This is a genomic window from Mycobacterium venezuelense (assembly GCF_054919535.1).
Genome location: NZ_JBONDW010000003.1, coordinates 65,337 through 90,125 on the forward strand (window position 1 = coordinate 65,337; position 24,789 = coordinate 90,125).

23 protein-coding genes are annotated in these 24,789 nt (G+C 67.4%); 10 read left to right on the forward strand and 13 right to left on the reverse strand.

Translation table 11 applies throughout. The features are described 5' to 3' along the window. Positions 1 to 172: 172 nt before the first annotated feature. From efeB to efeU, 3 genes are read right to left on the reverse strand one after another with little or no spacing between them, the layout of a single operon-like run. Positions 173 to 1,492 carry an iron uptake transporter deferrochelatase/peroxidase subunit gene (efeB, locus tag ACRCUN_RS05420; protein ID WP_462140649.1) on the reverse strand — a complete coding sequence of 440 codons (1,320 nt, stop codon included), beginning with the start codon at positions 1,490 to 1,492 and terminating at the stop codon, positions 173 to 175. Next, entirely contained in the window at positions 1,473 to 2,642 is a 1,170-nt protein-coding gene (gene efeO / locus ACRCUN_RS05425; protein WP_462140650.1) for an iron uptake system protein EfeO, read from the reverse strand. Before efeO ends, efeB begins: the two co-directional genes overlap by 20 nt. Next, positions 2,639 to 3,568 carry an iron uptake transporter permease EfeU gene (gene efeU / locus ACRCUN_RS05430; RefSeq protein ID WP_462140651.1) on the reverse strand — a complete coding sequence of 310 codons (930 nt, stop codon included), beginning with the start codon at positions 3,566 to 3,568 and terminating at the stop codon, positions 2,639 to 2,641. Before efeU ends, efeO begins: the two co-directional genes overlap by 4 nt. A 190-nt stretch (positions 3,569 to 3,758) precedes the next feature. Between efeU and ACRCUN_RS05435 the strand changes: the two genes are divergently transcribed. From ACRCUN_RS05435 to ACRCUN_RS05455, 5 genes are all read left to right on the forward strand, one after another. Further along, positions 3,759 to 4,490: a lytic transglycosylase domain-containing protein gene (locus tag ACRCUN_RS05435; protein WP_462140652.1), complete on the forward strand. Its 732-nt coding sequence runs from the start codon at positions 3,759 to 3,761 to the stop codon at positions 4,488 to 4,490. 88 nt (positions 4,491 to 4,578) lie between these two features. Then, positions 4,579 to 5,862 carry a phosphopyruvate hydratase gene (gene eno / locus ACRCUN_RS05440; RefSeq protein WP_462140653.1) on the forward strand — a complete coding sequence of 428 codons (1,284 nt, stop codon included), beginning with the start codon at positions 4,579 to 4,581 and terminating at the stop codon, positions 5,860 to 5,862. Between the two features lie 45 nt (positions 5,863 to 5,907). Further along, positions 5,908 to 6,561, forward strand: coding sequence for an FtsB family cell division protein (locus ACRCUN_RS05445; RefSeq protein ID WP_462140654.1), 654 nt, complete (start codon positions 5,908 to 5,910; stop codon positions 6,559 to 6,561). Next, a complete protein-coding gene (locus ACRCUN_RS05450; protein ID WP_462140655.1) occupies positions 6,554 to 7,045 on the forward strand; it encodes a DUF501 domain-containing protein in 492 nt (163 codons plus the stop codon). The genes ACRCUN_RS05445 and ACRCUN_RS05450 overlap by 8 nt, the downstream gene beginning before the upstream one ends. After that, complete coding sequence (locus ACRCUN_RS05455; RefSeq protein ID WP_462140656.1) at positions 7,042 to 7,986, forward strand: Ppx/GppA phosphatase family protein; 945 nt, start codon at positions 7,042 to 7,044, stop codon at positions 7,984 to 7,986. The genes ACRCUN_RS05450 and ACRCUN_RS05455 overlap by 4 nt, the downstream gene beginning before the upstream one ends. Here ACRCUN_RS05455 and ACRCUN_RS05460 read toward each other — a convergent pair. The 8 genes from ACRCUN_RS05460 to ACRCUN_RS05495 all read right to left on the reverse strand — a co-directional run bounded on the left by ACRCUN_RS05460 (position 7,970) and on the right by ACRCUN_RS05495 (position 15,311). Next, positions 7,970 to 9,325 carry an FAD-dependent oxidoreductase gene (locus ACRCUN_RS05460; RefSeq protein ID WP_462140657.1) on the reverse strand — a complete coding sequence of 452 codons (1,356 nt, stop codon included), beginning with the start codon at positions 9,323 to 9,325 and terminating at the stop codon, positions 7,970 to 7,972. The genes ACRCUN_RS05455 and ACRCUN_RS05460 overlap by 17 nt on opposite strands. Before the next feature lie 174 nt (positions 9,326 to 9,499). Then, complete coding sequence (locus tag ACRCUN_RS05465) at positions 9,500 to 10,498, reverse strand: MPT63 family protein (protein WP_462140658.1); 999 nt, start codon at positions 10,496 to 10,498, stop codon at positions 9,500 to 9,502. Positions 10,499 to 10,649: 151 nt separating this feature from the next. Continuing rightward, entirely contained in the window at positions 10,650 to 10,910 is a 261-nt protein-coding gene (locus tag ACRCUN_RS05470) for a hypothetical protein (protein WP_462140659.1), read from the reverse strand. Then, the gene (locus ACRCUN_RS05475; protein WP_462140660.1) at positions 10,907 to 12,472 is read right to left on the reverse strand and encodes a radical SAM protein; all 1,566 of its coding nucleotides are present in this window, start codon (positions 12,470 to 12,472) and stop codon (positions 10,907 to 10,909) included. Before ACRCUN_RS05475 ends, ACRCUN_RS05470 begins: the two co-directional genes overlap by 4 nt. Then, on the reverse strand, positions 12,469 to 12,993 hold the full coding sequence (locus ACRCUN_RS05480) for a hypothetical protein (protein ID WP_462140661.1): 525 nt from the start codon (positions 12,991 to 12,993) through the stop codon (positions 12,469 to 12,471). The genes ACRCUN_RS05475 and ACRCUN_RS05480 overlap by 4 nt, the downstream gene beginning before the upstream one ends. Then, on the reverse strand, positions 12,990 to 13,775 hold the full coding sequence (locus ACRCUN_RS05485) for a prolipoprotein diacylglyceryl transferase (protein ID WP_462140662.1): 786 nt from the start codon (positions 13,773 to 13,775) through the stop codon (positions 12,990 to 12,992). The genes ACRCUN_RS05480 and ACRCUN_RS05485 overlap by 4 nt, the downstream gene beginning before the upstream one ends. 25 nt (positions 13,776 to 13,800) lie before the next feature. Next, positions 13,801 to 14,508: a ZIP family metal transporter gene (locus ACRCUN_RS05490; RefSeq protein ID WP_462140663.1), complete on the reverse strand. Its 708-nt coding sequence runs from the start codon at positions 14,506 to 14,508 to the stop codon at positions 13,801 to 13,803. A gap of 449 nt (positions 14,509 to 14,957) precedes the next feature. After that, positions 14,958 to 15,311: an ArsR/SmtB family transcription factor gene (locus ACRCUN_RS05495; protein ID WP_462140664.1), complete on the reverse strand. Its 354-nt coding sequence runs from the start codon at positions 15,309 to 15,311 to the stop codon at positions 14,958 to 14,960. A gap of 97 nt (positions 15,312 to 15,408) precedes the next feature. On the opposite strand from ACRCUN_RS05495, the gene ACRCUN_RS05500 reads away from it, so the two are divergent. Then, positions 15,409 to 17,337 (forward strand): heavy metal translocating P-type ATPase, encoded by a 1,929-nt coding sequence (locus ACRCUN_RS05500; RefSeq protein WP_462140665.1) that lies wholly within the window; start codon positions 15,409 to 15,411, stop codon positions 17,335 to 17,337. A 63-nt stretch (positions 17,338 to 17,400) separates the two neighbouring features. Here ACRCUN_RS05500 and ACRCUN_RS05505 read toward each other — a convergent pair whose 3' ends face one another. Continuing rightward, on the reverse strand, positions 17,401 to 19,281 hold the full coding sequence (locus tag ACRCUN_RS05505) for a propionyl-CoA synthetase (protein WP_462140666.1): 1,881 nt from the start codon (positions 19,279 to 19,281) through the stop codon (positions 17,401 to 17,403). A 96-nt stretch (positions 19,282 to 19,377) separates the two neighbouring features. Here ACRCUN_RS05505 and ACRCUN_RS05510 point away from each other — a divergent pair, with 96 nt between their 5' ends. From ACRCUN_RS05510 to ACRCUN_RS05525, 4 genes are read left to right on the forward strand one after another with little or no spacing between them, the layout of a single operon-like run. Then, entirely contained in the window at positions 19,378 to 20,175 is a 798-nt protein-coding gene (locus ACRCUN_RS05510; RefSeq protein WP_462140667.1) for an SDR family NAD(P)-dependent oxidoreductase, read from the forward strand. A gap of 15 nt (positions 20,176 to 20,190) precedes the next feature. After that, entirely contained in the window at positions 20,191 to 20,664 is a 474-nt protein-coding gene (locus ACRCUN_RS05515; RefSeq protein ID WP_462140668.1) for an SRPBCC family protein, read from the forward strand. Then, positions 20,661 to 22,253: a phytoene desaturase family protein gene (locus ACRCUN_RS05520; RefSeq protein WP_462140669.1), complete on the forward strand. Its 1,593-nt coding sequence runs from the start codon at positions 20,661 to 20,663 to the stop codon at positions 22,251 to 22,253. Before ACRCUN_RS05515 ends, ACRCUN_RS05520 begins: the two co-directional genes overlap by 4 nt. Further along, positions 22,250 to 23,866 carry a RecQ family ATP-dependent DNA helicase gene (locus tag ACRCUN_RS05525; RefSeq protein ID WP_462140670.1) on the forward strand — a complete coding sequence of 539 codons (1,617 nt, stop codon included), beginning with the start codon at positions 22,250 to 22,252 and terminating at the stop codon, positions 23,864 to 23,866. The genes ACRCUN_RS05520 and ACRCUN_RS05525 overlap by 4 nt, the downstream gene beginning before the upstream one ends. Here the strand turns inward: ACRCUN_RS05525 and ACRCUN_RS05530 are convergent. Further along, positions 23,848 to 24,756: a hypothetical protein gene (locus ACRCUN_RS05530; RefSeq protein WP_462140671.1), complete on the reverse strand. Its 909-nt coding sequence runs from the start codon at positions 24,754 to 24,756 to the stop codon at positions 23,848 to 23,850. The genes ACRCUN_RS05525 and ACRCUN_RS05530 overlap by 19 nt on opposite strands. Between the last annotated feature and the right edge of the window lie 33 nt (positions 24,757 to 24,789).

The following is a 24,789-nucleotide window of genomic DNA, read 5'->3' on the forward strand; positions in this document are numbered from 1 at the left end:
AGTGGCCTTTGCGACTCAAGTGCCCGAAGGCGTTCGCGGCGAGGTAGCTACGGGACCAGTGGGCCTCGTGAGGCGATTTGCGCGACTTTGTCGCTAATAGGCGGGCACAACCCCACCGTGGGGACAGCGGCGGCTGAGGCAGGCGAACAGCGCTGGCGCATGCGAACAGCGCTCAGGCGAACAGCGTCGAACCCCAGAAGCCCGACGTGTCGCCCTCTTTCAGCCCGGGCGGGCAGGCGAACACCGCGGTGCCGGTGTGCGTGATGTACTCGTTCATGGCGTCCTTGCGGGACATCTCGCCGAGCATCGGGATGAACTGTTTTTCGGGGCTGCGTACGAACGCGATGAAGAACAAGCCCGCGTCGAGATGTCCGAAACCGTCTGTGCCGTCGGTGAAGTTGTAGCCGCGGCGCAGGATCTCGATGCCGCCGAGATTCTGCGGTGAGACGAGCCGTACGTGGGCATCGACATCGATCAACGGCGTGCCCTTGTCGTCGGCCAGGTCGAGATCGAGTTCCTCGAATTCTTCCTGCAGGCCATTGGGTGCGCCGCTGCCCTTCTGGCGGCCGATCACCCGCTCCTGCTCGAGCAATGTGGTGCGGTCCCAGTTCTCGATGCGCATGCGGATACGCCGCGTCATGAGGTACGTGCCGCCGGTCAGCCAGGCCGGGCCGTCACCGTCGGCGACCCAGACGTGCTTGTCGAGCAGGTCGGTTTGGTCGGCCTTGATGTTGTTGGTTCCGTCCTTGAAGCCGAACAGGTTTCGCGGTGTGGCCTGATCGCGTGTGGTGGACGACGTGCGGCCGAACCCGAGTTGCGAATACCGCACCGCGACCGTCCCGAACCCGACGCGGGCCAGATTGCGGATCGCGTGCACGGCAACCTGCGGATCGTTGGCGCACGCCTGCACGCAGATGTCGCCGCCGGATTTGGCCGGATCCATCGTCTCGTTGGGGAACTTCGGCAGCGCGGCCAACTCGGCGGGTCTCTGATCGGCGATGCCGAAGCGGTCTATGCCGTCCTTGACGAAAAACGTTGGCCCGAAGCCGATCGTCAGGGTCAACTGCGACGCGGGCAGACCGAGGGCTTCGCCCGTGTCGGACGGTGGCGCGTAGGGGTTGCCGTCGACTGCTCCGCCCGGCTCGGTCTCCTCGCCGCGCGTCATCCGCTCGGCCATCTCCGTCCACTGCTGCAGCAGCGCGATGACATCCTCGCGGTTGTCGGTCGTGACGTCGAATGCGCAGAAGTGCATCCGGTCCTGCGCTTCGGTGATGATGCCGGCCTGCCGCTCACCGCGGAACGGCACCGGGCCCTGAAGCTGGCCGTGTGGCGAGCTGGCCGCCGCCGAAGCGCGGCCGGCCAGCGCACCCGCGCTGGCCGCACCGACTACCGCTGCGGTTACCCCCGCCGCGCCGAACAGCTTGCGTCGTGAAATGCCCGACGGCGGTTGGGGTTCCTGCTCGTTGACGGGCTCACTGTGGGGCGATGACACCTTGCACCTGGCTAACCTCTTTGCTCAGCGCGTCGATCGCGCGCGAGAGCTCCTGACGTTGTGGTTCGGTCACCTTGTCGTAGGAGACAAAACCATCGCCCTCACGATACTTCTCCAGCAGGGCTTCGACCTCGGCAAAGCGCTGATCGACGCGTTTGCCCAGATCCGGGTTGCGCTCGTCGAGGATCGGGCGCACCGACGCCACGGCGGTCTGCGAGCCCTCGACGTTGGCCTTGAAGTCCCACAGGTCGGTGTGGCTGAAGATATCTTCCTCGCCGCTGATCTTGCTGATCGCGATCTCGTCGAGCAGGCCTTGCGCGCCGCCGGCGATCTGGGTGGAGTCGATGCTCCAGTCCGGCGCCTTCACTCCGGCGTCGAGTTCTTTCACGTCGGCCACGAGCTGGTCGGCGATCGCGTTGGTGTCGGGCTGCAGACCCGAAACCCACAGGTCCTTCTCCAGTCGGTGGAATCCAGTCCACTTCTGGCCGGGCTCGAGGTCGGCCTCGCGGAGGTCGATGCGCGGGTCCAGGTCGTTGGGGAAGGACTCGGCGACCGGCTCGATGCGCTCGTAGTACGTGCGCGACGTCGGGAACAGCGACTTGGCCTTCGGGATGTCCTTGGCCTTGATCGCGGCGACGAACTCCTCGACCGCAGGAACCAGCGCGTCGGTCTGGCTGTTCACGTACCGCTTGTAGCTGTCGGCGGCCTCCTTGAACTTGCCCTCGGTGTCGACCTGCACGGCTTCACCGCTGACCACGAAGTCGCCGCGGATGCCCTCGCCGACCATTCCGGGGCGGCATGAGGTCTGGTAGGTGCCGGGCTGGGTCAACTGCACGATGAGCTGACGCTTGAGTCCGGGGGAGATGTTCTCCACCTCGCCCATGACGCGCTCGCCCTCGCCGTAGACGTAGAACTCGGTGACCTTGGTGCCGTTGTTGGTGACGACGAAGGTGCTCGGCCCGGTCACGGCCTCGGTGCCCGACAGCTTGCATTCGGTGTCGGATGCGTCGACCGTGATCTGTGCGGGTTTGTCACCGCCGCCGTCGCCACTTGGCGCGGATTCCTTGGCCTGGCAGCCGGCCAGGGAGAAACCGGCAAGGACAGCGGCAGTTGCCGCGACTCCAGACTTCACAGCGGGGGCGATCTTCACTTGGGCGACCTTTCGGAGGAGGTGGAGGACTCCGGGTCGACACTCGGCTCGGAGGATGCGGGAACGTCTGCTGCGGAGCGGGCGGGCTTGAGGAACAGCGCGAGCACGATGACGATGTAGGCCAACCACGCGGCGAACTGCAGCACCGTCGGCGTCGGGTCGATGTTGAAGATGCCCTGGATGATCTCGCCGTACCAGGCCGACCAGTCGAATGCGCCGCTCATGTCGAAGGCCACTGCGCCGAGGCCGGGGATCCAGCCGACGGTCTGCAGCGCCTTGATCCCGTAGGCGAGGATCCCGGCCGCCACGACGATCAGGAACACGCCGGTGTATTTGAAGAACTTGGCCAGGTTGATGCGGACGGCGCCGGCGTACATGCCGTAGGCGATCGCAGCGGCGATCAGCACGCCGATGATGAGGCCTGTCAGCGGCCAAAGCGTCTCAGCCTCGGCATAGCCCACCATGAACAGCGCCGTCTCGACGCCTTCGCGGCCGACCGCGAGGAACGCAAGCAGCGCGACGGCGGGCCCGCCGGTCTGCAATGCCCGCGACATCTCACTGCGTAGCTCGCCCGACATCGAGGCGGCGGCCTTCTTCATCCACAGCACCATCGTGGTGACGATGACGACCGCGAGTAGTGACGCGATGCCTGCGATGGCCTCGGCGCCGAGGCCGCTGATCGTGTTCTCACCGAACTGGATCACCAGGAACACCGAGACGGTCACAGCAATCGCACAGCCAACTCCCAGCCAGACCCATTTCAGCGCGTCCCTGCGGTCGGATTTGACGAGAAACGCCACCAGGATCGACACAACGATCGCGGCTTCCAGGCCCTCCCGCAGGCCGATCAAACCGCTGCCGAACAGCTGCGATGTGACGTTGGACGCGGCCAGAGTGCTGGTCGGAACGTCCGCGATGGCAGTCATCAAAGCGTCCTCGCTGACCGGGGTGAAAACACCTAAATAAGACTAGCCTTGGCTTGCCATAGCAAGGCGTGGCTCACCTTAGCAGGGGGCGGTCAACGTTCGGTCGAGTTCGCGCCGGGGCTGTCGGTCACCGAGCCGCGCCCCGCGCATGGGACGATGGGCCACGAGTAGAGCAGGTTGAGGGAGTCCGGTGTCGCCAGTTCGTTGGCTGCGGGCTGTCGCGGTGATTGCAGCGACAGCACTGCTGTTGGCTTCCAGCTGTTCGTGGCAGCTCGGCACCCCCATTCCGGAGGGTGTGCCGCCGCCCGCCGGCGATCCGGTTCCCCAGATCGACACCTACGCCAAGGGCAGGCCCGCCGATGCGCTCCGCGAGTGGGCTGCCGAACGGGCGCCCGCGCTGGGCATGCCCGTCAACGCCCTCGAGGCCTACGCCTACGCCGCCAGGGTCGCCGAGGTGGAGAACCCGAACTGCAACCTCAAATGGACCACGCTGGCCGGCATCGGCATGGTGGAGAGCCATCACGGCACCTACCGCGGCGCGATGGTCGCCCCGAACGGTGACGTCAGCCCGCCCATTCGCGGTGTACAGCTGGACGGGACCGCGGGGAACCTGCGGATCGCCGACACCGACGGCGGCCGGCTCGACGGGGACGACGAACTCGACCGTGCGATGGGGCCCATGCAGTTCATCCCCGAGACTTGGGGTCACTTCGGCGTCGACGCCAACAACGACGGGAAGGTCAGTCCCGACAATTTCGACGACGCCGCACTCTCGGCGGCCGGTCTGCTGTGTTGGAACGGCAAGGACTTGTCCAACCCGAGGGGCTGGATGAGGGCACTCAAGGCCTACAACAATTCCGAGCAGTACGCGCGTGCGGTGCGGGACTGGGCGACCGCATACGCGTCCGGTCACCCCCTCTGACACGACTCCAGCTACGGCAGGCTCTAGGCTCATGCGGTAGCGCCAAGCACGCCATGGACTCGATCAAGGACGCAATAAGGAGAAGCCAGTGCCCATCATCGAGCAGGTTGGAGCCCGCGAGATTCTCGATTCCCGCGGCAACCCGACGGTCGAGGTCGAGGTGGCCCTGACCGACGGAACGTTTGCCAGGGCGGCGGTGCCCTCCGGCGCGTCGACCGGTGAGCACGAGGCAGTCGAGCTGCGCGACGGCGGAGCCCGCTACGGCGGCAAGGGCGTGGAGAAGGCCGTCGAGGCCGTGCTCGACGAGATCGCCCCCGCGGTCATCGGGCTCGGCGCCGACGATCAGCGCCTGGTCGATCAGGCACTGCTCGACCTCGACGGCACGCCGGACAAGTCCCGGCTGGGTGCGAACGCGATCCTCGGTGTTTCGCTTGCGGTTTCGAAGGCCGCCGCGGAATCGGCCGGGCTGCCGCTGTTCCGCTACCTCGGCGGGCCGAACGCACACATCCTGCCGGTGCCGATGATGAACATCCTCAACGGCGGCGCCCACGCCGACACCGGGGTGGACGTGCAGGAGTTCATGGTCGCTCCGATCGGTGCGCCGTCGTTCAAGGAAGCGCTGCGCTGGGGCGCCGAGGTCTATCACTCCCTCAAGGCGGTGCTCAAGAAGCAGGGTCTGGCCACGGGCCTCGGCGACGAGGGCGGTTTCGCACCCGACGTCGCGGGCACCAAGGCCGCGCTCGACCTGATCTCGTCGGCCATCGAGGCCACCGGCTTCAAGCTGGGCTCGGATGTGGCGCTCGCGCTGGACGTGGCGGCCACCGAGTTCTACACCGAGGGTTCGGGTTACGCGTTCGAGAAGGAGACCCGCACCGCCGGGCAGATGGCCGAGTTCTACGCCGGTCTGCTCGAGTCCTACCCGCTGGTGTCGATCGAGGATCCGCTGACGGAGGACGATTGGGACGGCTGGGTCGCGCTGACATCCGCGATCGGTGACCGCATCCAGCTCGTGGGCGACGATCTGTTCGTCACCAACCCCGAACGTCTGGAAGACGGCATCGAGCGCGGCGCGGCCAACGCGCTGCTGGTGAAGGTCAACCAGATCGGCACACTCACCGAAACGCTGGATGCCGTGGCGCTGGCCCACAACAGCGGTTACCGCACCATGATGAGCCACCGCAGCGGTGAGACCGAGGACACCACGATCGCCGATCTCGCGGTTGCGGTCGGCAGCGGTCAGATCAAGACCGGTGCCCCGGCCCGCAGCGAGCGGGTGGCCAAGTACAACCAGCTGCTCCGTATCGAGGAAACCCTCGGTGACGCCGCCCGCTACGCGGGCGATCTGGCGTTCCCGCGGCTCGAAGCCAAGTAGCCGAGCACACCATGATGCGGACCTGACCGGGTTGGCCTGACCACGATGCCCGATCCGAAGCGACGATCCCCGGCCTCCCGACCTGGAGGGCCGGGGAAGTCGGGCAAGTCGAATCGGCCGCGACCCGCGCAGGCCCGGCGCCGGGCGACCGACAACCGGCCTGCGCAGATCGAGCAGGCGCCCGACCCTGCGGTCACCAAAGCGATTGCGGTACAAGCACAACAGCAGGCCGAGCTGCAGTCCGAACAGCGGTTCGGCTCGGCGGCCCGGCGCGCTGCCATCCTGGCGGCCGTGGTGTGTGTGCTGACGCTGACCATCGCGGGTCCGGTCCGCACGTACTTCGCACAACGGACCGAGATGAAACAGCTCAAGGCCAGCGAGGAGCAATTGCGAGCGCAGATCGCCGAACTCGAACAGCAGAAGGTCAAACTGGCCGATCCGGTGTACATCGCCGCCCAGGCGCGCGAGCGGCTCGGCTTCGTCATGCCGGGCGATACCCCCTACCAGGTTCAGCTACCGCCAACCGCCGTCGTGCCCGACGAGCCCGGTGTCCCGGGTGCGCCCGGCTCAACGGTGCCCGCCGGGCAGCCTTGGTACACCTCGTTGTGGCACACGATCGCCGATCAGCCGCACGGGGTGACCGCCGTCCCACCGGCCCCGCCCGCTCCGCCGTCGACCCCTCCCGCTCCCGGTGGTTGATCCCGCCGACATCGACGCTGTCGCACGGCAATTGGGCCGTGAGCCGCGCGGTGTCCTCGAAATCGCCTACCGCTGCCCGAACGGCGAGCCCGGTGTCGTCAAGACCGCGCCAAAACTGCCGGACGGTACGCCGTTTCCCACGCTGTACTACCTCACGCATCCGGTGCTCACCGCCGCCGCCAGCCGGCTCGAATCGTCGGGCATGATGCGCGACATGACCCAACGGCTGCAGGAGGATCCGGAACTGGCCGCGGCCTACCGGGCCGCACACGAGTCGTATCTGGCCGAGCGCGACGCGATCGAGCCGCTCGGCACGACGTTCACCGGCGGCGGCATGCCCGACCGGGTCAAGTGCTTGCATGTGCTGATGGCGCACTCGCTGGCCAAGGGCCCTGGCGTCAACCCGCTGGGCGACGAGGCTTTGGCCGTGCTCGCCGTCGAACCTGCCATGGCCGGGATACTGGATCGGAGTACGTGGGCATGAATCGGGTCGGAGCAATTGATTGTGGCACCAACTCGATTCGCCTGCTGATCGCCGACGCCGCGGAGGGCCGACTGCACGACGTTCATCGCGAGATGCGTATCGTGCGGCTCGGTCAGGGTGTCGATGCGACGGGTGAGTTCGCGCCGGAGGCGTTGGCGCGCACGGAATCCGCGCTGGCCGACTATGCCGCACTGATGACCAAGCATTCGGTGTCGGCGGTGCGGATGGTCGCCACCTCGGCCGCGCGCGACGCCGGCAACCGCGACGAGTTCTTCGCGATGACCGCGCGCCAGTTGGGCACGGTCGTGCCGGGCAGTGTCGCCGAGGTGATCACCGGAACCGAGGAGGCCGAGCTGTCGTTCCGCGGCGCGGTCGGCGAACTCGATCCCGCGGCAGCCCCTTTCGTCGTCGTCGACTTGGGTGGTGGCTCAACCGAGCTGGTGTTGGGACGCGAGTCGGTGCAGGCCAGCTTCTCCGCCGACATCGGTTGTGTGCGGCTGACCGAGCGGTGCCTGCACAGCGATCCGCCCGCTGCTGCCGAGGTGGAGGCCGCCCGCGTCGTGGTGCGTGACGGGCTGGCTGACGCGCTGCGGGCGGTTCCCGTCGACGGTGCCCACACGTGGGTGGGTGTGGCGGGCACGATGACGACGCTGTCCGCGCTGGCGCAGGGCATGACCGAATACGATGCCGAGGCTATTCATCTGTCGCGCATCGGTTTCGATGACCTGCTGCGGGTGTGCGACGAGCTCATCGGTATGACGAAGGCGCAGCGCCTGGCGCTCGGGCCCATGCACGAGGGGCGGGCCGATGTCATCGGGGGCGGTGCGATCATCGTCGAGGAGCTCGCGGCCGTGCTGCGTGACCGGGCCGGCATCGACGAGCTCGTGGTCAGCGAGCACGACATCCTCGACGGCATCGCACTGTCTATCGCACAGCGCTGACGCGTCCGCCCGCCAGCAGGCGCCTCAGCATGGCCGGTTGCAGCATGGCAGTCGGTGGGTCGACCAATTGCAATGTGCGGATGAATGTTTCGGCGAGCTCGATGTCGGTGGCGAGGGCTGCCCACACTCGTTCCATGCCACGGTTGAGTAGCCGCCTGGGTTTCGTCCGCCAGTCATCGGTCGGCGTGAAATTGAAATCGGTGAACCGGTTCGACCACCAGATCGGCGCGAGTTTCTTGGCGGCCGTGCGGAAGTAACGCGTGCCGAGGTCGGTGGTGTCGGCCGTCGACAAGCACTGCCGCAGAGCCACGGCCTGCAACGCGGCTGACGTCATGCCCTGGCCGTACACGGGGTTGAAACTACATACGGCATCACCGATCACGAGAAGCCCGTGCGGCAGTCGGTTTAGATTGTCGTAGCGGCGCCACACACTCACGGGGTAGTGCTGAGCGGTCACGGCGCCGAGCGGTTCGGCGGCCCGCAGCGCCGAACTGAACTGCGGCGGCAGTAGTTCGGTTGCGGCGTCGAGCACACTCGGTAGATCGGTGGGCAGTTTGTGCCCAGCGACCCCGATCAGGGTGAGGATCGCCGTGCCGTCCTCGTACGCCAACACGCCGGCGCCGCGGCGTTTTTCGACGAGATCGTTGACCGCGGCGACCTTCTCGGTGAGCGCGCCGGAAGGCATCCGGAAGAACTGACTCGAGTAGCTGAGACCGACCGGGTACTTCCGCTCGCGTGGACGCTCGTAACCCCGCGCTTCTAGAAAAGCGGGAGTGCGGGCCGCACGGCCGGTCGCGTCGACCACGAGATCGGCCTCCAGCGTCCGTTCCGCACCCGTCTCACGGTCGGCCACCCGGGCGGCGCTGATGCGACCGGACGGATCCAGGACCGGTTCGACCACATCGTGACCGTCCAGGATCGTGACGTTGCCGATCGCCCAAACGCGCCGCCTGACGTGTGTCTCCAACAAGGGCCTGCTCGCCAGCACGATCATGACGTCGTCGGATCGGGTGAAGCGCCCCGATCGGCAGGCCACGTGCTCACCGACCCGCAGGTAGAACTGCGCGGGGTCGTCGATGCCGTCCATGACATGCGCACCGGCGGCGGCGAGTTCGTCGAACAAGCCGGGAAACAGGTCGGCCAGGTGGTGGGACCCGCCACTCAACATCATCTGCAGATGTCGCCCGTGAGCGACTCCGCGACGCTGGATTGCCTTGTCAGACAAGACATCGCGTTCGACCACGGTGACGGATTCGTAGAAATCGGACAACACCCGGGCCGCGAGCAATCCGGCCATGCTGGCGCCGCAGACGACGGCGTTCTTACGGAGTTGGTGCACTTTCAGTCCCTCCCTGGCTGACTGACTGACCACCCCGTTCGGTCAGCCTGACATCGGGTGGGCAGCGGCGTCCACCAACGAAGGGTCACGAAATCATGAGAAGACCTGACCCGACAGAAAAGCGAACGGCCGGAGGCGGTTTCCCACCCCCGGCCGTTGCCGTACTGCTCGGTGCTATGCCGCCGGGCCGTGGTTGCTGGCCGGGGCAGTGGCGGGCGCAGGCGGGACCGGGACAACCGTCGTCGTCGGCTGCACGCCGGCCGGGACGAGCGCCGGGTCGGCCGGGGCCGGCGGAACGGCCTCGACACCGGCCGGAACCGGTGCGACCTCGGCGGGCGGAACGGCGGTGGCGGCGTTGCCCGCACCCGCAGGCACGGCCGCGGGTGCCGGTGTGCCTTCGGCGACGGGTGTGCCGTGCGCGACGGGGGTCGGCTCGGCGCCGGCCGGAGCCGGTGCGGCCTCGGTGCCCGCCGGGGTTGCGGCGGTGGCAGCAGGCAGGTCCGTCGCGCGGGTTCCCGCGCCGGCCGGGACGGCCTCGGTGCCTGCCGGGACCGGGGTGGCCTCAGCGGCGGCAGGTGCCGGGGTGGCTTCGGCGGCATCAGCTTCGGCAGCCTCGGCAGGAGCCGCGGTCGCCGGGGTCGCGGCCGAGGTGGCCGGCCGGCTGCCGCTCTGAGCGGGTGCGGGTGCCGGTGCGGCCGGCTTGTCCCACGCCAGCAGATCGCGGCCGCCCGCGTTGTAGACCACGGAGGTCGGCTGCGCGCCGGTCACGTCGAAGTAGATCTTGCCGCTGGTCTTCTGGCCCTGCGCGATCGTGGCCGGGTTGACGCCCTGCGGCGTGGCGACCTGGAACAGCGCGCGGTAGTTCTCGCCGCCGGCGCCGCGGAGGTTGAAGTTGGAGACGATCGGGGTCACCGAACCCTGGATGGCCTCATCGGTTGCGGTGACCTCCCACAGGGTGCCGCGCACGTCGTAAGGAATGGTGTCGGTGCTGGGCTTGAGGTCGGTGACCGTCCAGCCCTGGATCACGTTTCCGTTGTCCAACTTCGCCTGGCTGCCCAGTGTGGCGGTGGTGACGGCGCTGGCGTCACCGAGCGCGACGGGCGCGCTGGCGAGGATTCCGGCTGCGGCGATTGCGGCCGCGGCCAGGGCGGTTCTGGCATTCGCGATCTTCAAGGCATTCACTCCTGAGTAATCCGATAGACGGCAGGCCCCCGACAGTGGGGTTGCCCACTTCATTAGCGAAGTTAGCAGTATTAGAGGAACCTGTGGAACAGGTGTGGGCAGATTGTGGTGACATCACCCGGGAGAAACGTCACGGAACAGGCTATTGAGGCAGGTAGCTGACGACGATCCCAGCGATGGCGATCACCGCGATCACGCCCAGGTACCCGATCACGAGCCGAGTATCTCGCAACGCGCATTTGCTGTGCAGAAGGCCGGCCCGCCGGGCGCGGACGTAGCCGGCCAGCCCCAGCCCGGCGAAGGCCGCCACCGCCCACGGACCTAACAGCCACGCCAAAAGGGCGACGGTGGCGTACACGCACAGCCGCAGCGGATCGTATGGCTCGCCGGCCTGCTGGCTCATGAAGTCTCGATGAGTGGTAATAGCGGCAATTCGGTGCCGACCCTCAGCGACAGCCGCTGGCGGCCGAGTGCGGGCCACGCCTGTACCGCGCAGAACGGCGCGCACTGGTCTTGAGACGAGCGGGTCCCGACGTGCACACAGCACTGCACCAGACGTTCCTCGATCATCGTCGACATATCCATGAACGGTTTGACGGTCAGCCGCACGACCCGTTCGCCGAGCAGCTTTCGGATCTTGCGACGGCGCCCCGGCAGTGCCGACGACGCCAGCGTCAGCAGCGTGGACATGCCGAGGTCGCAGTTCTCGCAGATGTCACGCCAGACGTCGCCGATCTGCGGATGCGACAGCGACGACTGTTCCGACAACAGGCCCAGTAAGGACTCCTGCACGGCGAGCCGTAGTTGGCGGGGAATCTCGGTGTCGGCAATCCGGTTCGCGACCAATCCCAGCTTGTCCTTCAGACTCTCGGCGCCGATCAAGGAGACCAGGGAGCGCCACTGGTCGCTGTCGTCGCGCACGAGATAGCCCACCGAACAGCAGTGCGGATGTGAGCAGGGCAGTGCGGTGAGGTCACGCCAGGTGACCGCGCCGTTGGTCTGTGGCCCGAGCCGTTTGAGCACACCGGTGTGAGTCAGGCGCTCGAGCGGATCGATGTGCCCGGAACGGCCTGAGCCGAACTGCGGTTGGATCGTCAGCCCGCCGACGTAGGGCGTGTCCAGCGCCAGCTGGATCATCGCGCCTATCTCGTCGTCGTTGACGCCCAACGCCGTGGTCATCACCAGCGTCGTGAAGATCTCGCGCTCGGAAAGACGCTGCAATGCTTGGCTTTTCAATCTGCCCAGATCGCCGCCGCGATGATGGCGATGCGCCTCGGCGGACAGCCCGTCGTACTGCAGGTATACCTCGACGCGTTCGCGGTGCGTCGTCAGCAGGTCGAGCAGTGCGTCGTCGGTCGCGATGCGGAGGCCGTTGGTGTTGACGAGGATTCGGGTGAGCGGGCGCGTCACCAGTTCGGCGAGCAGGTCGGCGAGTGCCGGATGCAGCGTCGGTTCACCGCCGCTGAGCATTAGCACGTCGAGGCGGCCGTTCTCGCGGGCCAGCCGCTGGTCGACGTTGGCCAGGATATCGGCGACCGGCACGACATCGCGCAAGTCGGGCGAGCTGTCGGTGAAACATGTGGGGCAGCGCAGATTACAGGTCTCGGCGATGTCTTCCAACAGGATGCACGTGTGCTGGGTCTGCATCTCGGGCAGCCCCCGCAGATACGCCGACGGGATCGGGTCGAAATTGCCCGCGACATCGGGCGTGTGAGCTTTGGTCGGTGCGGTCCATTCCTCGAGATACGACAGGATTACGGGATCCTCGTCGTAAAGCGTGCGGACCAACCCGTGGGCGGGGCAGCCGCGTTCGAGCCAGATACGACCGTCGCGCTCGATCAGCATGCCGCTCAGCCGCGCGACTTCGGCGAGGGGCCGTTCGGGAGCTTCGTCATGGCAGCGTGGGCAGAACGCGGTGACGTACCGGTGCAGCCGGTCACCGCGCAGCCCCATCCCGGCGGTCATATCGTGTACAGCTCGGGATTGACGCCAGTGCAGAATCCGGCGGTGAACAGTGAGACCAGGGCCCAGCCGACCATCAGGCCGATGCCGAGTCCTTTGGCGTACCGGCTGTTCTGACGAAGCAGGACGATGCCGCCACCGAACGCGATGACCGCCAACAACACCGCTGCGGCTCCCAACACGACGTTCGGGTTGCCGCCTTGGCTGTCATAGGAGCCCGCGGCGAAAAAGGCCATGAAGCCCAGTATCAGGTTGATGGTGGCGTACACGATCGGGCCGATGAACACCATGCCGATCGAGATCCGGGACTGAGGTGGCGGCGGCGCCCCATACGGATAACCCGGTGGTGGCGGCCCGTAGCCCGGGGGAGGGCCGGGTGGCGGGTAGCTCTGCGGCGGCGGTGGGGGCGGAGTGCTGTACTGGTAGGCGGGTGGAATATCCTGCGGCGGAACGCCTTGCGGGTGATCACCCGCGTTCTCGTCGGGTGGGGGCCCGGGCGGGGTCCCCGGCGGTGGTGTCGTCATACCGGCACTTCCTGGTTGCGGGCTGCTGGGCGATAGTAACCGTGCCGGTGGCCGTACCACAGGCGAAAACCGATGATCAGCAAAGACGGCAGTAAAAACCATTGCGGGCGAGTCAGATCCAGCCATACCGTCTCGTTGGCGCGGACGAATTCGACCAGGAAGCGGAACGCGGCATAGCCGGCGATATAGATGACGAAGAGCTCGCCGGGATGGCTGATGCGGTTGCGCAGCCAGAGCAGGATGGCGAATGCGGTGAGCTGGAAGGCGATTTCGTAGAGGAACGAGGGATGCATCGCCTGCCCGGCAAGGCAGCCCGGGCATTCCGGCGTGGTGGCCGGGGCGTGGATGCCCCACGGCAGGGTCGTGGGCCGGCCGGGCGCTTCGGTGAGATGGCAACCGATGCGGCCGACCGCCATGCCGAGTGCGACGGCGGGGGCGAACAGGTCACCGGTCTTTCCGCGGTAGCCGCCGAGCCGCTTGGCGACGAGCACCCCCACGTAGGCGCCGAGTAGCCCACCGAGAATGCTGCGTGAGCCGAATTGCCAGGCCTGCGCCAGGCTCGGGTTCGCACTGAAATCGAGGTGCTGCGCCCATCCGGACAGTCGCATCCCGATCGCCCCGCCGACGAGCGCACCGGCGACGGCCACGACCGATTGCTCGTTGACCGCACCGCGCCTGCGGGCTTCGGCGATGAACACCAGCATCGCCGCCAACACTCCGAGGGCGACGAACAGCCCGTGCACCGGGACGGTCACCGGACCGACCTGCCACACGGGTTCCATTTGCCGAACTTAGCGCCCGGCCGGCTCAATCGGCCAGCGACAGACCGGCGGCCACGGCGAATCCGAGCACCGCCGCCAGTCCCGCGTTCTCGCGGGCTTTCTCCGTCGCCTCGGGGATCATCGATCCGACCAACATGACCAGCAGCGCGCCCGCCGCGAATCCGTTGATACCGCCCTGCAATGCGGCTCCCGCGACCTTCTGCAGCTGATATCCGCCGACGGTGGCCAATGCGCACACGGCCGCGATCGCGGCCCAACCCCCGAGAATTCGCGGAATCGAGTGCCCCGCGGACTTCATGTCACTGGCCGATCCGATCGACTCCGGCAGGTTCGACACGAAGATCGCCACCACCAGGGCGAGGCTAACGCCCGCGCCGCCGGCGATACCGATGCCGAGCACCGCCTGTTCGGGTATGCCGTCGAGCAGCGCGCCGAGGAGCAGTGGGAGACCGGCGGTTTGGGTTCCGTTCGACGCGCCCATGCGGTCGACGGCGGTGTCGGCGACATAGAAGACGATTGCGCCTATCGCGAGGCCGAGTGCCACTGACAGTGCGCCGCTGACCCGAAAACCCTCTTCGGCCAACTCAAAAGAGATACTGGAGATCAGTGCTCCGGCACCGAAGCCGAGAACGAGGCCGACGAATCGCCGGTTCCAATCGCGGATTACGCCGGCGATCGCGCCGATGATCAAGGACGATGCGGCGACCAAGCCCCAGAGCAGCGCGGTGAGCACAGTTCGGAGCATACGGTCCGCAACGCAAACGAGCCCGATCGATCACGGCGATCGATGGGCTCGACTGGTCAGAGCTGAAGTGGGGTGGTGACCTGCCGCGGGTGGCCGGTGCGGCAGGTCACCTACGGCGTCAGCGCCGGACGTTGCAGTTCGGGGGGTTTCCGCAGTGGTGGCCGCCGTCGCAGGCATTGCAGCGACAGGTGCAGTTTCCCTTGGTTGCGATGCGCATCGTTGTTCACTCCTTACTCGCCCGGTCTTACCGGTGGTGACCGGTAGCAAACGCCCGGGCACGGGCGGATATCAACATATAACGACTTCACAATAGTTCGGGTCACCCCGAAAATAAAGGAATTCAGCGATCGTCCGAGCGTCGGCGCGCCCGCGGCGGCAGTGGTATGGCCCGTTGGTGAACAGCGTGTGAAACTCTTTGGCGGCAGCGACTTCTGGCATTACGCCGTGGTGTCGCGGGCCCCCAGTCGCAAGTGTTCGATGTGGTAGATGGCCTCGTCGAGAAGCTGGGCGACGTGGTTGTCGTAAAGCCGGTAGACGATATTGCGGCCCGATCGGTCACCCGAAACCAGCCCCAAAGCCCGCAATAGGCGCAGCTGATTCGATACCGCGGGCTGCTCCATGCCGACGGCTGCCGACAATTCGGTCACCGAGCAGGGTGATTCACGCAGCCGCGTGAGGATCAGCAACCGATTGGGAGAGGCGAGTGCCTGCAGGGTCTCGGCAACCTTCGCGGCCGATGCGGCATCGAGGGATGCGGCGGGCGTAGCACGCCCCTCGACTCCGTGTCCCATGTGCTCCATTCAAGCACGCGACGCAAGTACCCGTTGATACATTTCAATCTCTACATGTATAAAGGTGTGCGTTGTTGCATCTGATGGGAGACGGTTGATGACCACCACACTGGCCAATGCGCCGGCCCCCAGCCGTTCGTCGGCATCGGCTTCGGCTTCGGCGGGCTGGTTGTGGTCGGTGTCCTCGGTGCGATGGGCGGCCGGAGCCCTCGGACTGTTCCTCGCCGGGTTGGTGGCCCAGCTCGCCGGTGCGCCCGAACCGGTGTGGTGGGCCTTGTATCTGGCGTGCTACGCCACCGGTGGCTGGGAACCCGCGTGGGCCGGTATCCAGGCGTTGAAAGACCGGACACTCGACGTCGACCTGCTCATGATCGTCGCGGCCGTCGGTGCGGCCTCGATCGGGCAGGTCTTCGACGGAGCGCTGTTGATCGTGATCTTCGCGACGTCGGGCGCGCTGGAGGACGTGGCGACCACCCGCACCGAACGCTCGGTGCGCGGGCTGCTCGACCTCGCGCCCGACAGCGCGACGACCGTCGACGACGACGGCACCGAGCGCGCGGTCGCGGCCGACGAACTGCGGCCCGGTGACCACATCGTGATCAGGCCGGGCGAGCGGATTTCCGCCGATGGAACCGTCGTCGACGGCTCCTCGGAAGTCGACCAATCCTCGATCACCGGTGAGCCGATGCCTGCCGTCAAACAGCCCGGCGACGAGGTGTTCGCCGGCACGCTCAACGGCTCGGGAGCCCTGCGCGTCGTGGTCACGCGCGACCCGTCACAGACCGTCGTCGCGCGCATCGTGGCCATGGTCGCCGAGGCGTCCGCAACGAAGGCCAAGACGCAGCTGTTCATCGAGAAGATCGAGCAGCGTTATTCGATGCTCGTGGTCGTCGCCACACTCGCACTGTTCGTCGTGCCGCTGACGCTCGGCGAGGATCTGCGCTCAACCCTGTTGCGCGCCATGACGTTCATGATCGTGGCGTCGCCGTGCGCGGTGGTGCTCGCGACCATGCCGCCGCTGTTGTCCGCGATCGCCAACGCCAGCCGCCACGGCGTGCTGGTCAAATCCGCGGTGGCGATGGAGCGGCTGGCCGACACCGGCGTCGTCGCACTCGACAAGACCGGGACGTTGACGGCCGGTACGCCGCAGGTGTCGCGCGCCGTGACGTTCGACGGGTCCGATGTCGTGCAAACAGCAGCCGCAGCAGAACAATTCAGCGAGCACCCGTTGGGCCGGGCCATCGTCGCCGAGGCCAGAACCCGCGGCATCACCATCCCGGTCGCGACAGACTTCACGGCACTGCCGGGTCGCGGCGTCCGCGCCGTGGTGGGCGGACAGACCGTCGAAGTGCTCAGCCCCGCCGCCTATGACGGCGAGTTCGTCGCGGTGCGTGAGATCGAGGACGCGGGCGGCACCGCGGTGGTGGTCACGGTCGGCGGGGTGGCGGTCGGCGTGCTGGGCCTCGCCGACCGGGTGCGGCCCGACGCCGCTGCCGCGGTCTCGCGGCTACGTACGCTGACCGAGCGTGCGCCCGTGCTGCTGACGGGGGACAACGAGCGGGCGGCCCGGCGGCTGGGGCAGCAGGTCGGGATCGACGATGTGCACGCCGAACTGCTACCCGATCACAAAGTCGATGCGGTGCAACGGCTTGAGGCCGACGGTATGCGGGTGCTGGTGGTCGGTGACGGCGTCAACGACGCACCCGCCATGGCCGCCGCGCACACGTCGATGGCAATGGGTGCCTCCGGCGCCGACCTGACCGTGGAGACCGCCGACGTCGTGACCATCCGCGACGAACTCGGCACCGTTCCGACCGTGATCGCCCTGGCCCGCCGGGCACGCCGCATGGTGATCGCCAACCTGGTGATCGCGGCCACGGCCATCACGGTGCTCGTGGCTTGGGACCTGTTCGGGCACTTGCCGTTACCGCTCGGCGTGGCCGGGCACGAAGGATCGACGATCCTGGTCGCGCTCAACGGGCTGCGCCTGCTGGGCAACCGGGCTTGGCGCCGCGCCTCCCGTTGATACCGCGAACAGACACAGAATCCGCACCTGCTGAGCGCGACTCTGCGTCTGATCGCGGGAAACTCAGCCGCGCAGGACGTCCTTGAGCGCCTCGAGCACCGCCGGATCCTCGATCGTGGACGGCACCGGCTCGTCGCGACCGTCGGCGATACCGCGCATGGTCTTTCGCAGAATCTTGCCCGACCGTGTCTTCGGCAGCGCCGCCACCACATCGACGGCCTTGAAAACGGCTACCGCGCCGATGTTCTCGCGCACCGACTCGACGAGTTCGTCGCTCAACCCCTCCGCCGAAGCCCCGGACTTGAGCACCACGAAACCACGCGGCACCTGACCCTTGATCTCGTCGGCGACGCCGATCACCGCGCATTCGGCCACCGCCGGATGCTCGGCGAGCACGGCCTCGATCGAGCCCGTCGAAAGCCGGTGCCCGGCCACGTTGATGACGTCGTCGGTGCGGCCCATCACGAACAGATACCCGTCGGAGTCGAGGTAGCCGCCGTCACCGGTGAGGTAATAGCCGGGGAACGCCGACAGATATGACGAGACATAGCGCTTGTCGTCGCCCCACAGCGTCGGCAGGGTGCCCGGCGGGAGCGGCAGCTTGATGCAGATGGCGCCTTCCTCGTCGGCGTCACACAGCGAACCGTCGGGTCGCAGGATCTGCACGTCGTAGCCGGGCATCGGCACGGTCGCCGACCCCGGCTTGACCGGCATCGGTTCCACGCCCATCGGGTCGGCGGCGATCGCCCAGCCGGTCTCGGTCTGCCACCAGTGGTCGATCACCGGGATGCCCAGCTTGTCGGCGGCCCAGTGGTAGGTGTCGGGATCGAGCCGCTCGCCGGCCTGGAACAGGTACTTGAGCGCCGACAGGTCGTACTTACCGATGTGGGTGCCCTCGGGATCCTCCTTCTTGATGGCGCGGATCGCGGTGGGCGCGGTGAACAGAACCTTGACCTTGTGCTCGGCGGCGACCCGCCAGAACGCCCCGGCATCGGGTGTGCCGATCGGTTTGCCTTCGTAGAGAACGGTTGTCGCGCCAAGCATGAGCGGCGCGTACACGATGTAGGAATGCCCGACGACCCAGCCGACGTCGGAGGCGGCCCAGTACACATCACCGGGCTGCACGTCGTAGATGTGGCGCATGCTCCACAGCAGCGCCACGGCGTGGCCGCCGTTGTCGCGGACGATGCCCTTGGGCTTGCCCGTGGTGCCTGACGTGTACAGCACGTAGAGCGGGTCGGTCGCCGCGACCGGTACCGGGTCGACGGGCTCGGCCCCGGCCACCAGTTCGCGCCAGTCGTGGTCCCGCCCTTCGACGAGGTCGCACGGTCGCTGCTCGCGCTGCAGGATCACGCAGGCCTGCGGCTTGTGCTCAGCGCGGTCGAGTGCGGCGTCGAGCATGGGCTTGTATTCGACGATCCGGGTCGGTTCGACGCCGCAGGACGCGCTCACCACGACCGTCGGCCGCGCGTCGTCGATGCGGGCGGCCAGTTCGTGCGCGGCGAACCCGCCGAACACCACGGAGTGCACCGCGCCGAGCCGGGCACAGGCCAGCATCGCGATGACTGCCTCCGGGATCATCGGCATGTAGATCACGACCAGGTCGCCCTTGCCGACACCGAGCTCGCGCAGTGCGCCGGCGAACTGCGCGGTGGCGTCGCGCAGTTCGCGGTAGGAGTAGGTGCGCTGGGTCCCGGTGACGGGGGAGTCGTAGATGAGCGCGGCCCGGTCGCCGCGCTCTGGCACATGCCGGTCGAGCGCGTTGGCACAGGTGTTGAGCTCGGCGTCGGGGAACCAGCGGTAGAACGGCGGGTTCGTGTCGTCCAGGATTCGTTCTGGGCTCGTGGTCCAGTCGACCGCCTTCGCGGCGTCGGCCCAGAACGTGGTCGGGTCGTTGATGCTTGCGTCGAACAAGGCACGGTAGAGGTCGCGATTGCCGGACATACCGCAAACCGTAATCCGCGTCACATGCAACGTTGGTGCAACCCCGCAAAACGCTGCGCAACGTTTGAGGCGGGCGGGTCCGGGTAGCCAGCGGGCATGGTGCAGACACGACCGCTCGCGATGGTGACCGGGGCATCGAGTGGCATCGGATTCGAACTGGCGAAGCTGCTCGCCGACGACGGCTACGACCTCGTCGTCGCGGCCGACGATGCCGCCATCGAGGCGAGCGCCGACAAGCTCGGAGCAGGCGACAGCAGCGTGCGAGCCGTTCAGGTCGACCTGCGTAATCCCGAAGATGTGCAGCGCCTCTACTTCGCCGCGACCGACGACGGGCGGTCCCTGGACGTGGCAGTGCTCAATGCCGGTATCGGACGGGCCGGCCCGTTCGTCGAGGGAGATCTTGATTCCGACCTGTCGATAGTCGATCTCAATGTCCGTTCGACGGTGCACCTGGCCAAGTTGGTGTTGCGCGACATGGCGGCGCGGGGATCGGGGAAGGTGTTGTTCACATCGTCGATCGCGGCCACGATGCCGGGCTCGCTGCAAACGGTCTACAACGCGTCCAAGTCCTTCGTCCAGTCATTCTCCGAAGCCCTCTACGACGAGATGCGCGACACCGGCATCACGGTCACCTCGCTGATGCCCGGGCCGACGGAGACGAGTTTCTTCCGGCGGGGCAACATGCTCGACACCGTTGTCGGCCGCATGCCGAAAGATGACCCGGCCGAAGTCGCCAAGCAAGGCTACGAGGCGTTGCTGAGCGGGCAGCGCAAGGTAGTCGCGGAATCGGTGATGACCAAGGCCATGGGCCTGGCCAACCGTGTGCTGCCGGACTCGGTCAAGGCAGTCGCGAGTCGCGTGATTTCCCTTCCCGTGGACCGAATCCGGAACTGAAAGGGGCCATCGAGCATGGAGTCAACACCGGCGGCGGTCGACAGTTCGTTGACTGTCAAACGCGACACCACGGCAACCCGGCAGCAGGTGTGGGACGTCATCGCGAACGGGTGGACGTACTCGCAGTGGGTCGTCGGCAACACCCGCATGCGCGCCGTCGACCCCAACTGGCCGGCCCCGGGCAGCAAGATCCACCACACGATCGGCATCTGGCCCGTGGTGCTCAACGACGAGACGGAAGTCGAGTCGTGTGTCCCCGGCGAGGAGTTGGTACTGCGCGCGAAGGGCCGCCCGTTCGGCGGCGCGCGAATCGCGTTGCGGCTCTACGATACCGAAACCGGCTCGCGCGTCGAGATGGCGGAGGTGCCGATCGGCGGACCGCTCGACTGGGTGCCGCGACGGCTCGCGCTGCTTCTGGCCTACCCCCGCAACCGCGAATGCACGGAGCGGTTGGTGGCACTCGCCGAACGCCGGGCTGAGCCTGAATGAGCCGCGACAGCGCAGACGCGGTGGTGATCGGCGCGGGCCACAACGGCCTGGTCGCCGCGGCGATGCTCGCCGACGCGGGCTGGGATGTCCAGGTGCTGGAGGCACAGTCGGAGCCCGGTGGCGCGGTCAAGAGCGCCGAACTCTTTCCCGGTTACGTCAGTGATCTGTACAGCGCGTTCTATCCGTTGTCGGTCGCCTCGCCCGCGTTGAAGGCGTTGCGGCTCGAAGACCATGGCCTGCGGTGGTCGCATGCCCCCGCCGTGGTCGGACACCCGCGCTCGCCGGGCGACGAGGACGCCGCGGTGATCTATCGCGAGATCGACCGCACCGCAGCGGAACTGGATCACCACCACGGTGGCGACGGTGAGCGCTGGATCGCGCTGTTCGAGCAGTGGCAGCGCGTCAAGGGGGCGCTCATCTCGGCGTTGTTCGCCCCGTTCCCGCCGGTGCGGGGCCTGGTGCAGTTGCTGCGCGCGCTCGGCACCGCCGACGCGCTCAAGCTGGCCCACCTCCTGCTGCTGCCGGCGGGTGTGATGGCCGAGCAGTTGTTCGACAGCGATGCGGCCCGATTGTTGTTGCTGGGCAACGCGATGCACGCCGATGTGCCGATCGACGCACCGGGCAGCGGCGTCATGGGATACCTCCTCATCATGATGGCCCAGGACGGTGGCTGGCCGGTCCCGGTCGGTGGCGCCGGACAGTTGACGGCGGCCCTGGTGAACCGGGCCCGCTCGGCCGGCGCCCGCATCGACTGCGGGCGAAACGTGGACGGAATCGAGGTTCGGGGTGGCCGTGCGGTCGCGGTGCGGACGACTGACGGGCAGACCGTGCGCGTGCGCCGGGCCGTGATCGCCGATACGTCGGCGCCGCGCCTGTTTCGCGACCTGCTCCCGGCGGACGCCGTGCCCGACGCGATGGTGCGCGACATGAGCCGGTTCGTCTGGGACACACCGGTGTTGAAGGTCAACTACGCGCTCGACGCACCGATACCGTGGCGATCGAAGAATCTGAACGACGTCGGCACCGTGCACGTCGGTGCCGACCACAACGGCCTGATCCGGTGGATGGCCGACCTCAACACCGCGACGCTGCCCGAGAAACCCTTCATGTTGTTCGGCCAGATGACCACGGCCGATCCGAGCCGTTCGCCGGCCGGCACCGAAAGTGCTTGGGCCTATACGCATCTACCACGCGGGGTTTCCGATGACGCATCCGCGGACCGCGTGGCGGACAGGGTCGACGACGTGCTCGAGGAGTACGCGCCGGGCTTCGGTCAGCACGTCGTCGGCAAGACGATTCAACGGCCGTCGGACTTGGAGGCCGGTGACGCGAACCTGCACAGCGGTGCGGTCAACGGCGGGACATCTCAGCTCTTCCAGCAGTTGATCTTTCGGCCCGCCCCCGGCTTCGGGCGCGCCGAAACGCCAGTCGACAACGTCTATCTCGGCAGCGCGGGCGCCATCCCCGGCGGCGGCGTGCACGGCGTGTGCGGCCGCAATGCCGCAAGGGCCGCGCTGGCCGGCGCAGGCGCACTCGGCTGGCCGCGGCGACGGCTCAATCGAGCCGTGCTGTCGCTGATGACGCGATGAGCGACCGACACTCGCTGGAATCCGTTGCCGCCGAAGTCTTTGGCTGGGAGGCGTTGCGGCCCGAGCAGGTCAAGGCGATGTCGGCCATCCTGGACAACCGCGATGTGCTAGCCGTCATGCCCACCGGAGCCGGTAAGTCGGCGATCTACCAGGTGCCCGCGGTGCTGATGTCCGGGCCGGTGCTCGTGATATCGCCGCTTATCGCACTGCAGCACGATCAGATCGCGCAACTGGAACGCGCCGACGCACCGCGTGCGGTCGCGATCAACTCCCGCCAGAAAGCGACTGCGCTCAAACAAGCGTGGGCCGCAGTCGAGCAAGGCGAAGCCCGTTACGTGTTCCTGGGGCCCGAGCAGCTGGTCAAAGACGACGTACTGGGCAGACTGGCCGCCGCAGGCCCGGCACTGGTCGTCGTCGACGAGGCGCACTGTATCTCGGCGTGGGGCCACGAGTTTCGTCCGACGTATCTCCGCGTCCGCGACGCGATCGAGCGTCTGGGCCGGCCGCCGGTCGCGGCGCTGACGGCGACCGCGTCGGCGGTCGTGCGCCGCGAGATCGTCGAGTTGCTCGGACTGAGTGAGCCGGTCGTCATCGCCGGTGGCTTCGATCGGCCGAACATCGCCTTGGAGGTGCGCCACCACACCGAGGACACGGCCAAGCGCGAGGCCGTCGTCGACGCGGTCGAAGGATTGGAGCGTCCGGGGCTGCTGTATTGCGCCACGCGCAAGGACACCGCGTTCTACGCCGACCAGTTACGGCGACGCGGCGTCGCCGCCGTCGAATACCATGCGGGCCTCGGCTCGGCCGATCGCGATGACGTCCACAATCGCTTCCTCGCCGACGAGGTCGACGTGGTGGTGGCGACCTCGGCGTTCGGCATGGGAATCGACAAGCCGAATGTCCGGTTCGTCGTGCACGCCTCGATTCCGGATTCGGTTGACGCTTATTACCAGCAGGTCGGCCGCGCGGGCCGCGACGACGAGCCGGCGCGTGCGGTGTTGTTCTACCGTGCCGAAGATCTCTCGTTGGGTGCATTCTTCGCCACCCGGCACGTCGACGAGGATCTGCTTCGTCAGGTGTACTCGGCCCTGCGCGGGCGTAAGCCCAAGCGGCTCAAGGATGTTCGAAACGAACTCGAGGTGAGGGGTAAAACGTTGACGGCGTCCATCAACCTTTTGGAGCAGGCCGGCGCCGTCGTATCGGAACGGTCGGGATTCTCGGGCACCGGCCTCGCGGAGGACGAGGCAGTGCGTAAGGCCGTCGAGATGGCCGAGATCGGCGAACGCGTCGACCGCACCCGCGTGGAGATGATGCGGTCATACGCCGAGACCCCGGACTGCCGTCGCCAGTTCCTGTTGGCGTACTTCGGCGATTACCTGCCCGAGCCCTGCGGCAACTGCGATCGTTGCCGGGACGGTGGCACTCCGCCGACGTCGGAGGAACCGGCGATCGCGGTGGGCACGCACGTCGAGCACCGGGACTGGGGACCCGGTGTCGTGCTGCAGGGCGACGCGGACCGGATCACCGCGCTGTTCGACTACTACGGTTACCGCGTGCTGTCGGTCGACGCGGTCGGCGACGTGCTGATCGTCCGCTATCCGTCGAGCGAGTAGACGCCCGGCGCCAAGTTCGCCTGTTCGGCGAACACCTGTATCGCCACGAGCATTTGCCAGTGCAGGCGTTGCAGGCGGGCGGCGAGTTCGGGGCTGGGTTCGAAGACCGCGGGCCCCTCCACGGGTGGTGGCGGCAGGACGTCGAGGACGCGGGCCATGTCGACCTCGATGAACGTGAAGTCGCCGTATGGTCGCTTCGGGTCCGCCGCGGCCGCCGGATATTCGCCGACCGCGAGACGGTCTTCGCAGTCGTACTCCGAAGGCCAGCGGATGTCGATGGCACGCAGCAGCCGTAGATGATCGTCGCCGATCGCGACCTTGCCGTCGGCGTCGAGGCCGAGGTCGGCATCGGTCACGTCGGGGTAGCCGCGCAGCGCGCGGCGCACGTCGCTCGGGTTGACATTGCCGAGCGCGTATCTGCCGGGCGCGAGTTCGCCGTGTTTCAACACGCGGGCCAGCACGTAGAACATCTCGACGTGCCGGCACGCGAGTTCGTGCGCATCGTCAGAGCCGAAAACCTCGCTGAGTTGCGCAAGCAGATCCGTTCGCCCGTACGGCCGTTTCGGGTCGAGCATCGGCGCACCGCGTTCGGCGCCGTCCCAGCCGAACCGCATCTGCCGCAGCACACTGATGTGTTTGCTCGTGATCTCGAACGATCCGTCGCCGAACCAGGCACCGTCGGCCAGTGCACATGTCGATTCCGGGTCCCGCCAGATCCCGGCGACCGGCTCGGGAAGCGGGTCTGCCGTCGGCTCGTCCCGGTCGTCCAGTTTGCGCAACATCATGTCGCGCGCGGCGGTGTCGAGGGCATCGCCGTGGTCGGCGCCTGCACTTCGTGACCGGCGGTAGGCGCCGGCAAAGCCGACCATGAACTTGACGTGTTCGAACATCGTCCGACTCCCTGATCTCCGCGAGCAGTGGCC

Excerpts from the sequence above, each read along its gene's own strand:
- ACRCUN_RS05455 (WP_462140656.1), top strand. The coding sequence starts at position 7,042 with ATGAATCGGGTCGGAGCAATTGATTGTGGCACCAACTCGATTCGCCTG.
- ACRCUN_RS05505 (WP_462140666.1), bottom strand. The coding sequence starts at position 19,281 with ATGTCCGGCAATCGCGACCTCTACCGTGCCTTGTTCGACGCAAGCATC.
- ACRCUN_RS05520 (WP_462140669.1), top strand. The coding sequence starts at position 20,661 with ATGAGCCGCGACAGCGCAGACGCGGTGGTGATCGGCGCGGGCCACAAC.
- ACRCUN_RS05485 (WP_462140662.1), bottom strand. The coding sequence starts at position 13,775 with ATGGAACCCGTGTGGCAGGTCGGTCCGGTGACCGTCCCGGTGCACGGG.
- ACRCUN_RS05475 (WP_462140660.1), bottom strand. The coding sequence starts at position 12,472 with ATGACCGCCGGGATGGGGCTGCGCGGTGACCGGCTGCACCGGTACGTC.
- efeU (WP_462140651.1), bottom strand. The coding sequence starts at position 3,568 with ATGACTGCCATCGCGGACGTTCCGACCAGCACTCTGGCCGCGTCCAAC.
- ACRCUN_RS05445 (WP_462140654.1), top strand. The coding sequence starts at position 5,908 with ATGCCCGATCCGAAGCGACGATCCCCGGCCTCCCGACCTGGAGGGCCG.
- ACRCUN_RS05515 (WP_462140668.1), top strand. The coding sequence starts at position 20,191 with ATGGAGTCAACACCGGCGGCGGTCGACAGTTCGTTGACTGTCAAACGC.
- ACRCUN_RS05480 (WP_462140661.1), bottom strand. The coding sequence starts at position 12,993 with ATGACGACACCACCGCCGGGGACCCCGCCCGGGCCCCCACCCGACGAG.
- ACRCUN_RS05525 (WP_462140670.1), top strand. The coding sequence starts at position 22,250 with ATGAGCGACCGACACTCGCTGGAATCCGTTGCCGCCGAAGTCTTTGGC.
- ACRCUN_RS05510 (WP_462140667.1), top strand. The coding sequence starts at position 19,378 with ATGGTGCAGACACGACCGCTCGCGATGGTGACCGGGGCATCGAGTGGC.
- ACRCUN_RS05470 (WP_462140659.1), bottom strand. The coding sequence starts at position 10,910 with ATGAGCCAGCAGGCCGGCGAGCCATACGATCCGCTGCGGCTGTGCGTG.
- ACRCUN_RS05495 (WP_462140664.1), bottom strand. The coding sequence starts at position 15,311 with ATGGGACACGGAGTCGAGGGGCGTGCTACGCCCGCCGCATCCCTCGAT.
- ACRCUN_RS05500 (WP_462140665.1), top strand. The coding sequence starts at position 15,409 with ATGACCACCACACTGGCCAATGCGCCGGCCCCCAGCCGTTCGTCGGCA.
- ACRCUN_RS05530 (WP_462140671.1), bottom strand. The coding sequence starts at position 24,756 with ATGTTCGAACACGTCAAGTTCATGGTCGGCTTTGCCGGCGCCTACCGC.